This is a genomic window from Ruegeria intermedia, assembly GCF_900129345.1.
Taxonomy (GTDB): domain Bacteria; phylum Pseudomonadota; class Alphaproteobacteria; order Rhodobacterales; family Rhodobacteraceae; genus Ruegeria; species Ruegeria intermedia.
Window position 1 is genome coordinate 96,772 of sequence record NZ_FQVK01000003.1, and the last position, 13,290, is coordinate 110,061.

The window sequence follows — 13,290 nt, forward strand, 5'->3', positions numbered from 1 at the left end:
GTAGCGTTTTTCCTACGTGGGTCATGTTGGGGGCGCGTATGCCGAAGCTTGGAATGGAGCCGATCCGGCGCGATGCGATCATCAAGGCGACGATCGCCGAGTTGGGCGCGAAGAAGTCCCTGGACGTGACCGTCAGCCAGATCGCCAAGCGGGCCGGCATGTCCAGTGCGCTGGCGCATCACTATTTCGGCGGAAAGGACCAGATTTTCCTGGCCGCCATGCGCCGCATCCTGGGCGATTTCGGCGCCGAGGCCCGGGCCGAGCTGAAAGCCGCCCCGCCGGACCAGCGCGCCCAGGCCATCATCCGCGCCTGTTTCGCGCCGTCCTGCTTTACCCCCGACGTGATCGCCGCGTGGATGACCTTTTACGTTCTGGCCCAGACCAATGACGACGCGCTGCGCCTGTGGCAGATCTACCAGGCGCGGATCCGGTCGAACCTGATCCACGCTTTGCGACCGCTGATGAAGGACCCGGTCGAGGCGGCCGAGAACATGATCGCTCTGATCGACGGTCTGTACATCCGCGCCGCTTTGTCCGCGCCCGAGGAACCGCAACTGGCGGTTACCCACGCCATGCGCGTCCTGACGACCTTGCTCGAGGCCGAAAAATGACACAACCCAACATTCTGATCCTGATGGTGGATCAGCTCAACGGTACCCTCTTTCCCGACGGTCCCGCCGAGTGGCTGCACGCGCCCAACCTCAGGAAACTGGCGGCGCGGTCGACGCGGTTCGCCAACGCCTACACGGCCTCGCCGCTGTGCGCGCCGGGGCGGGCCAGCTTCATGTCGGGCCAGTTGCCCTCGCGCACGGGGGTCTATGACAACGCCGCCGAGTTCCGCAGCGACATACCGACCTATGCCCACCACCTGCGCCGCGCGGGCTACTACACCTGCCTGTCGGGCAAGATGCATTTCGTCGGTCCCGACCAGTTGCACGGGTTCGAGGACCGCCTGACCACCGACATCTACCCGGCCGATTTCGGCTGGACCCCGGATTACCGCAAACCGGGCGAGCGCATCGACTGGTGGTATCACAACATGGGCTCGGTCACCGGGGCAGGCGTGGCCGAGATCACCAACCAGATGGAGTATGATGACGAGGTCGCCTATCACGCCAAGGCCAAGCTGTATGATCTGGCCCGTGGCAAGGACGACCGGCCGTGGTGCGTGACCGTCAGCTTCACGCATCCGCATGACCCCTATGTTGCGCGGCGCAAATACTGGGACCTGTACGAGGATTGCGAGCATCTGCTGCCGCAGGTCCCCGATCTGGGCTATGACAACCAGGACCCGCACGCCAAGCGCATCTTTGACGCCAATGACTGGCGCAGCTTCGACATCACCGAAGAAGACATCCGCCGCTCGCGCCGGGCCTATTTTGCCAACATCACCTATCTGGACGACAAGATCGGCGAGATCCTCGACGTGCTGGAAACCACCCGGCAGGAGGCGATCATCCTGTTTGTCTCGGACCACGGCGACATGCTGGGCGAACGGGGGCTTTGGTTCAAGATGAACTTCTACGAAGGCTCGGCTCGAGTGCCGCTGATGATCTCGGCGCCGGATCTGCCGACGGGCCGCATCGACACCCCGGTTTCGACCATCGACGTGACCCCGACGCTGGGCGCGCTGGCGGGTATCGACATGTCGGAAATTGCCCCCTGGACGGACGGGCAGGACCTTGTTCCGCTGGCCAACGGCACCGAGCGTACGGCGCCGGTGTTGATGGAGTACGCGGCCGAGGCGTCTTATGCGCCGCTGGTGTCGATGCGCTATGGCAAGTGGAAATACAACCGCTGCGCGCTGGACCCCGATCAGCTGTTCGACCTCGAGGCCGACCCGCACGAGCTGGAAAACCTGGCTGACAAGCCCGAACACGCCGGCACGCTGCAAACCCTGCGGGCCAAGTCCGAGGCGCGCTGGGATCTGGACCGGTTCGACGCCGAGGTACGCGCCAGCCAGGCGCGGCGCTGGGTGGTGTACGAAGCGCTGCGGCAGGGCGGCTATTACCCATGGGACTATCAGCCGCTGCAGAAGGCGTCGGAACGTTACATGCGCAATCACATGAATCTGGACAATCTCGAGGAAAGCCAGCGCTTCCCGCGCGGCGAATGACCTCTTTCGCATTTTGAAGATACGCCTACCGGTGGCAACGCACGGGGCATCCCGCGCCACCGGTCGGGACCAATGGAGACACGACCATGGAAGCAGATTTCGTCATCGTTGGCGCCGGATCCGCCGGATGCGCGATGGCCTATCGTCTGAGCGAGGCAGGGGCCTCGGTTTTGGTGATCGAGCATGGCGGCACCGATGCCGGGCCATTCATCCAGATGCCGGCGGCGCTGAGCTATCCGATGAATATGTCGATCTATGACTGGGGTTATCAGTCCGAGCCTGAACCCCACCTGAACAACCGGCGGCTGGCCTGCCCGCGCGGCAAGGTGATCGGAGGGTCGTCCTCGATCAACGGGATGGTCTATGTGCGCGGCCATGCGCGCGATTTTGACACCTGGGCCGATATGGGCGCGGATGGCTGGTCCTGTGCGGATGTCCTGCCCTATTTCAAGCGGATGGAAAACTGGCACGACGGTGGCCAAGGCGGTGACCCGAAATGGCGCGGCACCGACGGCCCGCTGCATGTGTCGCGGGGGCCGCGCAAGAACCCTCTGTTCAAGGCCTTCGTCGAGGCCGGGCGGCAGGCGGGCTACGAGCTGACTGACGACTACAACGGCGAGAAACAGGAAGGCTTCGGCCCGATGGAGCAGACCGTCTGGAAGGGGCGGCGCTGGTCGGCGGCCAATGCCTATCTGAAGCCCGCGCTGAAACGGCCGAACTGTGACATCGTCCGAGGCCTCGCCACGCGCGTGGTGATCGAGGATGGCCGCGCAACCGGGGTCGAACTGATCCGTGGTGGCAAGAAACAAGTAATCCGCGCCCGGCGCGAGGTGGTGCTGGCGGCCTCGTCGATCAACTCGCCCAAGCTGCTGATGCTGTCGGGGATCGGACCCGCCGCGCACCTGGCCGAGCACGGCATCAATGTTGTCGCCGACAGGCCCGGCGTTGGCGCGAACCTGCAGGATCATCTGGAACTGTATATCCAGCAGGCCTCGCTGCAGCCGATCACGCTGTACAAATACTGGAACCTGTTCGGCAAGGGCCTGATCGGGGCGCAGTGGCTGTTCACCAAGACCGGCCTTGGCGCGTCGAACCAATTTGAAAGCGCGGCGTTCATCCGGTCGAAGCCGGGGGTCGAGTACCCGGATATCCAGTACCACTTCCTGCCCATCGCCGTGCGCTATGACGGCAAGGCCGCAGCCGAGGGGCACGGCTTCCAGGCGCATGTGGGGCCGATGCGCTCACCCTCGCGCGGGGCGGTGACGCTGCGCTCGGCCAAGCCCGAGGACGCGCCGGTGATCCGCTTCAACTACATGAGCACCGAGCAGGACTGGGAAGATTTCCGCACCTGCATCCGCCTGACCCGCGAGATTTTCGGCCAGGACGCGTTCAAGCCTTATGCGGGCAAGGAGATCCAGCCCGGCGCGGAGGTGCAGACCGACGAGGAGCTGAACGCCTTCATCGCCGAACATGCCGAGAGCGCCTATCACCCCTGCGGCACCTGCCGCATGGGGCGGGCCGACGACCCGAACGCGGTCGTCGACCCGCAGGGGCGTGTCATCGGGGTGGATGGGCTGCGCGTGGCGGACAGCTCGGTGTTTCCGCAGATCACCAACGGCAACCTGAACGCGCCGTCGATCATGGTGGGCGAAAAAATGTCGGATCACCTGCTGGGCAAGGACCCGCTGCCCAAGTCCAATGACCGGCCGTGGATCCACCCGAACTGGCAGACCGCGCAGCGTTAACCTGTCTTGGACCTGTGGGTTGAATGTCCGGCTGCGGCCGGGCATATGGAACCCATGTTAAGACTTTGTTTCGTGTTTGTTCTCATTGCTGCCGCCGCCAATGCCGCTGACATGCTGACGGGCCGGATCAAGGTCATTGATGCCGATACGTGGGAGGTGGGCGGCTTGCGTGTCCGCTTGCACGGGATCGACGCCCCCGAACTGGACCAGACCTGCGAGGACGCACACAGAGCGACCTGGTCTTGCGGTGCCTGGGTCACGCATGTCGTCCGTCAGAATTTCGGCGGCAAGCGCGCAGTCTGCATGCGGCGCGATACCGACCGCTATGGCCGGGTCGTCGCGTCGTGCACGGTGCAGGGTGCCGATGCCGGCGAAATGTTGGTGCAGGTTGGTCTGGCCTTCGCCTATCGAAAATACTCGGGCGACTATATCGCCGACGAAGACCGCGCCGCCGCCGCAGGGGTCGGCCTGCATGCGGGCAAGGTGCAGGCGCCCTGGTTGTACCGCGGGCAAAAGCGCAAGGTCGCCAGCAAGGGCTGTGACATCAAGGGCAACATTTCATCCAAGGGCGTGCGAATCTATCACATGCCGGGACAAAGGTATTACGCGCGCACCAAGATCAGCCCGGTAAAGGGCGAACGCTGGTTCTGTTCACCCGCCGAAGCGCGTGCGGCCGGATGGCGCGCCGCGCGGCAGTGAAAAACTCCGCCCGACAATCCGCATCTTGATCCGCGTCAAAGATGAGTCTGTTCAGGCGCTTTAGACGTTGATGGCAACATCAAGACAAGGAGCGAACAGACATGTCTCATACGCCACATGAACTGGCCGAAGAATTCCCCGACAAGGTCGAGTTGATGAGTCAGCTCAAGCAGTCGGACGCGCATTTCGCCCGGCTGGCGGATGAATACCACGAGGTCAACCGGGCGGTACATCGCGCCGAAACCAATATCGAACCGATGGAGGAACTGGCCGAAACCGAGCTGCGCAAGAAGCGCGCCGCGCTGAAGGACGAGATCTGGGCGATCCTGTCCAAGGCCACGGCCTGACGCGCTGCGGGTCGGGTGACCGGACCGCCCCTTGGGGGTCAGGTCACCTCGTAGGGCAGGGTGCCGCGGCTGTTCGCGTCGATTGTCAGGCGCCGTTCCAGCGGCGGTACTGATCGCTGGTGGCACGTCTTGCGTTCGCAGATGCGGCAGGAAATGCCGATCGGCTCGTAGGCGCTGGCATTGTTGATGTCCAGATGGTCGGCATAGACCAGCGCCTCGGCGTGGCGCACCTCGCAGCCCAGCGCGATGGCATAGCGACGCACGGGCGCGCCGAAGGAGCCCCCTGATTTCGACACGTCCCGCGCCAGCGAGATATAGCGCACTCCGTCCGGCGTTTCGGCCAGCTGCCGCAGAAAATGGCCCGGCGTCTCGAAGGCCCGATGCACGTTCCACAGCGGGCAGGCCCCGCCAAATCGCGCAAATTGCAGCCGCGTGGCTGAGTGCCTCTTGGTGATCGTCCCCGCCTGATCGACCCGCACGAAGAAGAACGGAATGCCCTTGGCGCCCGGACGCTGCAGCGTGGACAAACGGTGGGCCACCTGCTCGATCGAGGCGCCGAACCGGTTGCTGAGCAACTCCAGATCATGCCGATAGGCCCGGGCGGCATCCAGAAAGGCGCCATAGGGCATCAGGGATGCGCCGGCAAAGTAGTTCGCCAGCCCGATCTTGGCGATCGCGCGGGCCTCGTCGCTTTGGAACTTGGCAAAATCCAACGTGGCCTCCAGCAGCTTGTCCTGGCTGATCAGGGCGACCTGCAGCAACAATTGAAAGACCTGCGTCTGCGGCGCGGCACGCGATGACAGGCGCAGTGTCTTGGTCTGGCCGTCATAGCTGCGCAGGGCCCGGATGTCCTCGAACGTGACTTGAATGCCGCGCTCTGCCAGGCTTTCCAGCGCGGCCTGCCGAATGCCGCCTGGCCCGTCGGCACGGGCGGCAAAGCGTTCGGCGGCGCGGTCCACCGCATCGATGTAATTGTCGCAATAGTGGAAGAAATCGCGAACCTCCTCCCACGGGCTGGCCTGAATACGCGCATCTTCGCGGCCCAGTGCTTCGTCCAGCGAGGCCAGCCGCTCGTGGGTCTGCCGGTAGGCTCTGTGCAGTTCGATGAAGGCCCGCGCCAGGGCCGGGGCGTTCGAGGCCGTCAGACGCAGATCGGCCAGCGGGGGCGTGGCATCGGCAAAGACCGGATCGGCCAGCGCCTCGCGCATGTCCGAGACCAGACGTTCGCTGTCGCCGGTGCTCAATTCGGTCACGTCCATGCCGAATTCCTGCGCCAACGCCAGAACGACCGTGGTCGAGATCGGCCGGTTGTTGTTCTCCATCTGGTTCAGATAGGGCAGGGACACGCCCAGCTTGGCGGCGAATTCCTTCTGCGTCAGGGTCAGGCGCGTGCGCATTTCGCGCAGCTTGGCGCCAGCATAGAGTTTCTGAGTGGCCATTGGCTGCCTTTGCAATTATTCTGCTTGACCAGCCTAACTTTGCAAAGTGATCCTCGCAAGCCTGTCACAAGCCGATTTGTTTCTCGCGCCAGATGACCGAACTGATGGCGATGATGGCAAGGACCGAGGTGGCGAGCATCAGCCACAGCAGAGGCATCGCGCCGGTTTCATGCGTCAGAAGGGCGCCGGCCAGCGCGCTGAGTCCCGCCCCGCCGCCCAGCATGATCGCTCCGCTCAACCCCGATGCGGTGGCCGCCAGGTGTGGGCGCACCGACAGGGCGCCGGCGGTTGCGTTCGGGATCGACATGCCATTGCCAAGGCCCACGAAGGTCATGAGGCCGAAGAAGCTGAGCGCCGAGCCTTTGTCCAAAAGGAACAGGCCCGCCGAGAGGGCGACCCCGATGGCATTCAGCCAGCACCCCCAACGCACCATCCGGTTGACGCCAAAGCGGACCGAGAAGCGCCCGCTGATGAAGTTGCCGAAGAAATAGCCCACCGCCGGTGCGCCGAAATAGATGCCGACCTGGGCTGCCGTCAGGCCGAACAGTTCCGAGCCGATGAAGGGTGCGCCCCCCAGATAGGCAAAGAACGCGCCCGAAGAGAAGGCCGAGGACATCGAATACCCCCAAAAGCGGGGCGACCTCAGCAGTTCGGGATACTCTCGGAACTGCTGGAGCAAGGTTTTGCCGCTTTTGGCTGCTGTTTCCCCGAAATCTAGGTAGGTCAGTCCAAGCGCGAGCGCTGCCAGCCCGAACGGCAACCAGAAATTGGCTTTCCAGCCAAAGCTCTCTTCAAGAATGCCGCCGATGGCCGGCCCGATCATGGGGACCACGGCCATGCCCATGGTGACATAACCGATCATCGAGGCGGCCTGGTCCTGATCGTACATGTCCCGTACCGCAGCCCGGCTGAGCACGATGCCGACCACGATGACCGCCTGTGCCATGCGAAAGGCCAGGAAGGTCTCGACATTCGGGGCATGGATGCAGCCCAGCGTCGCCAGCAGAAACAGCGCCAGCCCCCACAGCAGCACCGGCCGCCGACCGGCCTTGTCCGCGATCGGTCCGATCACGATCTGCAGCACCGCATTGACCAGCAGGTACAACGCGATCGACAGCTGCATGATCTTGTAATCCGCCCGGAAATACTCTGCCATGAACGGCAGGCTGGGCAGGAAAAGGTTCATGCTGAGCGCGCTGAGGCCGGACAAAAGGACCAGTGTCGCAAGTGTCGGAGGGGAGCGGTCAGCGGAGGTGGATCTGAACTGCATGGTTCACTCTTAGATCGAAGGTTGCGCAAAGGCCATGCCGCGCCGCAAGGGTTAGCTAATTTGCAATTTGGTTTCCATGAATTGCCAATAATTTGCAAATTTGCCGAAAAGGGCTTTGGGTGACGCAGAGCTGTCTATATTGTCCCTGCAAAATTCACAGGGGACGATCGAGATGAAGGATATCCTGGCCGAGCTGGAAAACCGCCGCGAGAACGCGCGCCTGGGAGGGGGGCAGAAGCGGATCGACGCGCAACATGCCCGCGGCAAGCTGACGGCGCGCGAACGGATCGAGCTGCTGCTGGACGAGGGCAGCTTTGAGGAATTCGACATGTTCGTGACCCATCGCTGCACCGATTTCGGAATGGAAAAACAGAAACCTGCCGGGGATGGCGTGGTGACCGGTTGGGGTACGATCAACGGCCGCATGGTCTATGTCTTCAGCCAGGACTTTACCGTTTTCGGCGGGTCTCTGTCGGAAACGCATGCGCAAAAGATCTGCAAGATCATGGATATGGCGATGCAGAACGGCGCGCCGGTGATCGGCATCAACGACTCGGGCGGGGCGCGGATCCAGGAAGGTGTCGCCTCGCTGGCGGGCTATGCCGAGGTGTTCCAGCGCAACATCATGGCCTCGGGCGTGGTGCCGCAGATCTCGGTGATCATGGGGCCCTGTGCAGGCGGTGCGGTCTACAGCCCGGCGATGACCGACTTCATCTTCATGGTCAAGGACACTTCGTACATGTTCGTGACCGGCCCCGACGTGGTGAAGACGGTCACCAACGAGGTCGTCACCGCCGAGGAACTGGGCGGTGCATCGACCCATACCAAGAAGTCCAGCGTGGCCGATGGCGCTTTCGAAAACGATGTCGAGGCGCTGGCCGAAGTTCGGCGACTGGTGGATTTCCTGCCGCTCAACAACCGCGAAAAGCCGCCCGTGCGCCCGTTCTTCGACGAGCCGGGCCGGATCGAGATGTCGCTGGACACATTGGTGCCGGAAAACCCCAACACGCCCTATGACATGAAGGAACTGATCGTCAAAGTGGCGGACGAGGGCGATTTCTATGAAATCCAGGAGGATTTCGCCAAGAACATCATCACCGGGTTCATCCGGCTTGAGGGTCGGACCGTGGGCGTGGTGGCCAACCAGCCGATGGTGCTGGCCGGCTGTCTGGACATCGACAGCAGCCGCAAGGCCGCGCGGTTCGTGCGCTTCTGCGACTGTTTCGAGATCCCGATCCTGACCTTCGTTGACGTTCCGGGCTTTCTGCCCGGCACCAGCCAGGAATATGGCGGGGTCATCAAGCACGGGGCCAAGCTGCTGTTCGCCTATGGCGAGGCGACCGTGCCCAAGGTGACCGTGATCACCCGCAAGGCCTATGGCGGTGCCTATGACGTGATGGCGTCGAAACACCTGCGTGGCGACTTCAACTATGCCTGGCCCACGGCCGAGATCGCGGTGATGGGCGCCAAGGGCGCGACCGAGATCATTCACCGTGCCGATCTGGGTGACCCGGAAAAGATCGCGCAGCACACCAAGGACTACGAGGACCGCTTTGCCAATCCCTTCGTGGCCGCCGAACGTGGCTTCATCGACGAGGTCATCATGCCGCATTCGACCCGCCGCCGGGTGTCACGGGCCTTCGCCAGCCTGCGCAACAAGCAGCTGAAGAACCCGTGGAAAAAACACGACAACATTCCGCTGTAGGCAGCGGGGGCGCAGACCCCGTGTCCGCCAGACATTCAGGATTGACCGACACCGCAAAACCATATCATGATCCGCCCGACCCGAAACAGAACAGCGCAGGCAGGCTGCCTTGCGCACGCGACCTCGGAAGGAGGAGCCCGCCCGCGGCGGGTCCGAGGTCGCGCTCTTTTCGTTCTGCTTTGGGGGGTGGCTGGCCCCGTTCAGGCCCAGCCGGGCAACCTGCTGCCCGTACCTTCGGGACAACCGGTCGAGTTGAACGAGGTTCTGCTGGACAACAACCCCGGCGAGCTGTGGCTTCGGTTCCGGTTCATCGCGCCCAAGATCGGGGACGAGGTGGGGCGCATCGGTTATGACGTGGCCGCCAGGGACATGCTGCACCTGTGCCAGACGCTGGTCATTCCCTATGTCGCGCATCACGATTTGCACCCTGCGCGGGTGGTGATTTCGTTGTCCGACAGGACGGTTCGTTTCGGGGACGTCGCCCCGGACGCAACCCAGTTTTTCGAAGCCTACCGGTTGGAACAATCCACCTGTATCTGGGAGGAGCTCTGACCATGACTCGCCCGATTCATCTGCGTCGAGCCCACTATGCACTCTTGCGGCTTTGGAGATGCCCATGACCCATTCTTCCCGATACGGACGCCTGCACCGGATTTGCATGACTGCGGCCCAGGTGCCGCCATGCTGAAACACCGCGGTTTTCCCGGCCGGTTGCCCGGCACCGATTTCCAGTTCACGATTCGGCGCGCAAACCCCAAGGGGGTTACGCCCCTGACGCGGCGCGAGCGGTTCCGTGATCGCAAACCGGCCGATCGTCGCGCCGACGCGGCTTTCATGGAGGCCCTGTGGGAGCATTTCGGGGATCAGCCGTTCGAACGCGGCAATCTGGATGCCGGCCGTCTGAGCTGGCTGTTCGGCCGCGAGGTCGTTCCGGCCGAAGACCCGTTTGATCCTGCCAGCTATGACGCGTTGTTGAAAATAGATGTCGATGTTGCGCGGCAGTCATTTCCCGAAATTTTCGACGGAGCGGCCTAGCTGGTGGATCGGCGTTCCACATATCTGACCCACGACCATGCGCGCGGGATGGCCTTGGACGGTCTGCCCGGGGCCGATGCGCGCGCCGTGAACCTGCAGCATGGATGCCGTCGCTTCGGCGCAAAATCGCGCGCCTGCGCAGCGGATAGGCGGGTTTCAGCCGGAAACCAATTTGGAAACAATGATCCCTTGGTGAGTAAAATTGTCCAATGCAAGGTGGAGGGGCCGTGCGGCTCGACTTTGCCTGCGTCGCACAAGCACCTACTATTCCGTACCCCTTCCTTCCGCGGGCAGGTCGATCCTTCCCAGTTCGACCTGTCCGCGTTTTTCTTTTCGTCACCGGCGTGTCTTTCGCGGCGAAAACCTGCGCAGGTTCTGTGCGGGGCAAGTCTGTTATTGAATATCAGGGCCGGTTTCGGGCAACTGAACGGCAGTTCGTCAAGAAACCAGAAGGGGCAGATCGAATGCGAGCTTCACGAGTCATTCTTGCGTTGGCGGCATGCGCCGGCATCACCGCCTGCGGTGAAACGATCGGAGAACAGGCGATCCTGGGTGGTGGCGTCGGAGCCATCGGCGCGGCCGTCGTCAGTGCGGACCCGATCGTCGGGGCTGCGGTCGGTGCGGCAGGCAACGTGCTGTACTGCAAAACCCAGAACAACTGTTACTGACACCGATACCGCGGGGCGCGTGCCGTCTCGCCCATCAATTGACGGAACGCCGTTGCGGGGCACCAGCCCGGCAGCGGCGTTTTCGTCTGCCCAGAACACCAAGACAGAGGACGTTCCATGTTCAACAAGATCCTGATCGCCAACCGGGGCGAGATCGCCTGCCGGGTCATCAAGACCGCGCGCAAGATGGGCATCGGCACCGTCGCCATCTATTCGGATGCGGACAAGAACGCGCTGCATGTCGAAATGGCCGACGAGGCGGTTCACATCGGCCCCCCGCCGGCGAACCAGTCCTATATCGTGATCGACAAGGTGATGGACGCGATCCGCCAGACCGGCGCGCAGGCGGTTCACCCCGGCTATGGCTTCCTGTCGGAAAACGCGAAATTCGCCGAAGCGCTCGAGGCGGAAGGCGTCGTCTTCGTCGGCCCCCCGAAAGGGGCGATCGAGGCGATGGGCGACAAGATCACCTCGAAAAAGATCGCGCAGGAGGCCGGCGTCAGCACCGTTCCCGGCTACATGGGCCTGATCGAGGATGCGGACGAGGCGGTGAAGATCAGCCAGCAGATCGGCTATCCGGTGATGATCAAGGCCAGCGCCGGCGGCGGCGGCAAGGGCATGCGCATCGCCTGGAACGACGAGGAGGCGCGCGAGGGCTTTCAGAGCTCGAAGAACGAGGCGGCGAATTCCTTCGGCGATGACCGGATCTTCATCGAGAAATTCGTGACGCAGCCCCGCCACATCGAGATCCAGGTACTGTGCGACAAACACGGCAACGGCATCTATCTGGGCGAGCGTGAATGCTCGATCCAGCGCCGCAACCAGAAAGTGGTGGAAGAGGCTCCGTCGCCCTTCCTCGACGAGGCGACCCGCCGCGCGATGGGCGAGCAGGCCGTGGCGCTGGCCAAGGCGGTGGGCTATTCCAGCGCCGGCACGGTGGAATTCATCGTGGACGGGGAAAAGAACTTCTACTTCCTCGAGATGAACACCCGCCTGCAGGTGGAACATCCGGTGACCGAGTTGATCACCGGTGTCGATCTGGTCGAACAGATGATCCGCGTCGCCGCGGGCGAGCCGCTTTCGATCACCCAGGACGACGTGAAGCTGAACGGCTGGGCGATCGAGAACCGGCTGTATGCCGAGGATCCCTATCGCAACTTCCTGCCCTCGATCGGACGGCTGACCCGCTATCGTCCGCCGCAGGAGGTGGCCGCGGGGCCGCTGCTGGAAAACGGCAAATGGCAGGGCGATGCGCCCGGTGGCGTGACGGCCGTTCGCAACGATACCGGCGTCTACGAGGGTGGCGAGATCTCGATGTACTACGACCCGATGATCGCCAAGCTGTGCACCTGGGCGCCGACCCGCGAGCAGGCGATCGAGGCGATGCGCGTGGCGCTGGACAGTTTCGAGGTCGAAGGCATCGGCCACAACCTGCCGTTCCTGTCGGCGGTGATGGATCACCCGAAATTCGTCAGCGGCGACATGACCACCGCCTTCATCGCCGAGGAATACCCCGATGGGTTCAACGGGGTCGAACTGCCCGAAACCGACCTGCGCCGAATCGCGGCCTCATGCGCGGCGATGCACCGGGTGGCCGAAATCCGCCGCACCCGCGTGTCGGGCCGGATGGACAACCACGAACGCAAGGTGGGAACGGACTGGACCGTCACCTTGCAGGGCCACGAATACAACGTGACCATCGCCGCCGATCCCGAAGGGTCGACCGTCAGCTTTGAAGGCGGCGGTGCATACCGGGTTTCGTCCGACTGGACGCCCGGCGACCAGCTGGCGGTTCTGGACGTCGACGGCAGCCCGCTGGTGCTGAAGGTCGGCAAGATCTCGGGCGGGTTCCGCATCCGCAACCGGGGGGCGGACCTGAAGGTGCATGTGCGCCGGCCGCGCGCTGCCGAACTGGCCAAGCTGATGCCCGAGAAACTGCCACCCGATACCTCGAAGATGCTGCTGTGCCCGATGCCGGGCCTGATCGTGAAGATCGATGTCGAGGTCGGGCAAGAGGTGCAGGAAGGTCAGGCGCTGTGCACGGTCGAGGCGATGAAGATGGAAAACATCCTGCGCGCCGAGCGCAAGGGGGTGGTGTCCAAGATCAACGCCGGCCCGGGCGACAGCCTGGCCGTCGATGACGTGATCATGGAGTTCGAATAGAGCCCATGTGTGCCCGCCCGCGAAATAGCTGTTCCGTCACGCTGCCCGGCATCTGTGCTACGCGCGCGGATGCCGTGGCCGAGGGCGGCGAGCGGGCGGTGAT

The 13,290-nt window shown here is 63.4% G+C and carries 12 protein-coding genes; 10 read left to right on the forward strand and 2 right to left on the reverse strand.

The genetic code is table 11. From position 1 onward, the window contains the following. Positions 1–38: 38 nt before the first annotated feature. The 5 genes from betI (at position 39) to F3H26_RS03405 (ending at position 4,907) form a co-directional block, all read left to right on the forward strand. Positions 39–611 (forward strand): choline-binding transcriptional repressor BetI, encoded by a 573-nt coding sequence (gene betI / locus F3H26_RS03385; RefSeq protein WP_149774668.1) that lies wholly within the window; start codon positions 39–41, stop codon positions 609–611. Beyond that, positions 608–2,116, forward strand: a complete 1,509-nt coding sequence (gene betC / locus F3H26_RS03390) for a choline-sulfatase (protein ID WP_149774669.1) — start codon at positions 608–610, stop codon at positions 2,114–2,116. Before betI ends, betC begins: the two co-directional genes overlap by 4 nt. A gap of 86 nt (positions 2,117–2,202) precedes the next feature. Further along, the gene (betA, locus tag F3H26_RS03395; protein WP_149774670.1) at positions 2,203–3,861 is read left to right on the forward strand and encodes a choline dehydrogenase; all 1,659 of its coding nucleotides are present in this window, start codon (positions 2,203–2,205) and stop codon (positions 3,859–3,861) included. Positions 3,862–3,915: 54 nt separating this feature from the next. After that, on the forward strand, positions 3,916–4,560 hold the full coding sequence (locus tag F3H26_RS03400; RefSeq protein WP_149774671.1) for a thermonuclease family protein: 645 nt from the start codon (positions 3,916–3,918) through the stop codon (positions 4,558–4,560). A gap of 101 nt (positions 4,561–4,661) precedes the next feature. Then, complete coding sequence (locus F3H26_RS03405; RefSeq protein WP_149774672.1) at positions 4,662–4,907, forward strand: YdcH family protein; 246 nt, start codon at positions 4,662–4,664, stop codon at positions 4,905–4,907. A 38-nt stretch (positions 4,908–4,945) separates the two neighbouring features. Here F3H26_RS03405 and F3H26_RS03410 read toward each other — a convergent pair whose 3' ends face one another. After that, on the reverse strand, positions 4,946–6,346 hold the full coding sequence (locus F3H26_RS03410) for a helix-turn-helix domain-containing protein (RefSeq protein ID WP_149774673.1): 1,401 nt from the start codon (positions 6,344–6,346) through the stop codon (positions 4,946–4,948). 64 nt (positions 6,347–6,410) lie between these two features. Further along, positions 6,411–7,616, reverse strand: coding sequence for a multidrug effflux MFS transporter (locus tag F3H26_RS03415; protein WP_149774674.1), 1,206 nt, complete (start codon positions 7,614–7,616; stop codon positions 6,411–6,413). 172 nt (positions 7,617–7,788) lie between these two features. Between F3H26_RS03415 and F3H26_RS03420 the strand changes: the two genes are divergently transcribed. From F3H26_RS03420 to F3H26_RS03440, 5 genes are all read left to right on the forward strand, one after another. Then, positions 7,789–9,321, forward strand: coding sequence for an acyl-CoA carboxylase subunit beta (locus F3H26_RS03420; RefSeq protein WP_149774675.1), 1,533 nt, complete (start codon positions 7,789–7,791; stop codon positions 9,319–9,321). Between the two features lie 186 nt (positions 9,322–9,507). Continuing rightward, entirely contained in the window at positions 9,508–9,873 is a 366-nt protein-coding gene (locus tag F3H26_RS03425; RefSeq protein WP_223162418.1) for a DUF6497 family protein, read from the forward strand. Between the two features lie 129 nt (positions 9,874–10,002). Continuing rightward, positions 10,003–10,356: a hypothetical protein gene (locus F3H26_RS03430; RefSeq protein ID WP_149774677.1), complete on the forward strand. Its 354-nt coding sequence runs from the start codon at positions 10,003–10,005 to the stop codon at positions 10,354–10,356. Between the two features lie 227 nt (positions 10,357–10,583). Beyond that, positions 10,584–11,024: a hypothetical protein gene (locus F3H26_RS19890; RefSeq protein ID WP_316634648.1), complete on the forward strand. Its 441-nt coding sequence runs from the start codon at positions 10,584–10,586 to the stop codon at positions 11,022–11,024. A 117-nt stretch (positions 11,025–11,141) separates the two neighbouring features. Further along, positions 11,142–13,187, forward strand: a complete 2,046-nt coding sequence (locus F3H26_RS03440) for an acetyl-CoA carboxylase biotin carboxylase subunit (RefSeq protein ID WP_149774678.1) — start codon at positions 11,142–11,144, stop codon at positions 13,185–13,187. The last annotated feature ends 103 nt before the right edge of the window (positions 13,188–13,290 follow it).